General features: G+C 58.6%; 1 protein-coding gene. It reads left to right on the forward strand.

Going from position 1 to position 1,279, the window contains the following annotated elements:
- Positions 1-1,279, forward strand: a 1,279-nt coding sequence (locus ACFPYN_RS17405) for a hypothetical protein (protein WP_377735908.1), incomplete at both ends; no start/stop codon positions are given.

Below are 1,279 nucleotides of genomic sequence, written 5' to 3' on the forward strand. Positions count from 1 at the left end.
GCTACCGGAGCTACCGGATTTGGAGTGACTGGTGCAACTGGGGCTACCGGAGTTACCGGATTTGGAGCGACTGGTGCAACTGGGGCTACCGGATTTGGAGCGACTGGTGCAACTGGGGCTACCGGATTTGGAGCGACTGGTGCAACTGGGGCTACCGGAGCTACCGGATTTGGAGCGACTGGTGCAACTGGACCAACCGGATTAACCGGATTTGGAGCAACTGGGGACACTGGCGCAACCGGAGCTACCGGACCAACTGGAGACACAGGTGCAACTGGACCAACTGGGGACACAGGATTAACTGGTGCAACCGGAGCAACTGGGGACACTGGTGCAACTGGACCAACTGGACCAACTGGGGACACTGGTGCAACTGGACCAACTGGAGCAACTGGGGACACTGGTGCAACCGGAGCAACTGGACCAACTGGACCAACTGGGGACACAGGATTAACTGGTGCAACCGGAACAACTGGGGACACTGGCGCAACCGGAGCAACTGGACCAACTGGGGACACTGGTGCAACTGGACCAACCGGATCAACTGGACCAACTGGGGACACAGGATTAACTGGTGCAACCGGAGCAACTGGGGACACTGGTGCAACTGGTGCAACTGGTGCAACTGGACCAACTGGACCAACTGGGGACACTGGTGCAACTGGACCAACCGGAGCAACTGGACCAACTGGGGACACAGGATTAACTGGTGCAACCGGAGCAAATGGGGACACTGGTGCAACTGGACCAACTGGAGCAACTGGGGACACTGGTGCAACTGGACCAACTGGAGCAACTGGGGACACTGGTGCAACCGGAGCAAATGGACCAACTGGGGACACAGGAATAACTGGTGCAACCGGAACAACTGGGGACACTGGCGCAACCGGAGCAACTGGACCAACTGGGGACACTGGACCAACCGGAGCAACTGGACCAACTGGGGACACTGGTGCAACTGGACCAACCGGAGCAACTGGTGCGACTGGCGCAACTGGGGACACAGGATTAACTGGTGCAACCGGAGCAACTGGGGACACTGGCGCAACCGGAGCAACTGGACCAACTGGACCAACTGGGGACACCGGAGCAACCGGAGCAACTGGAGACGCAGGTGCAACTGGACCAACTGGGGACACAGGATTAACTGGTGCAACCGGAGCAACTGGACCAACTGGGGACACAGGATTAACTGGTGCAACCGGAGCAACTGGGGACACTGGTGCAACTGGACCAACCGGAGCAACTGGACCAACTGGGGACACAGGATTAACTGGTG

Source organism: Paenisporosarcina macmurdoensis, assembly GCF_042658845.1.
Classification (GTDB): domain Bacteria; phylum Bacillota; class Bacilli; order Bacillales_A; family Planococcaceae; genus Paenisporosarcina; species Paenisporosarcina macmurdoensis.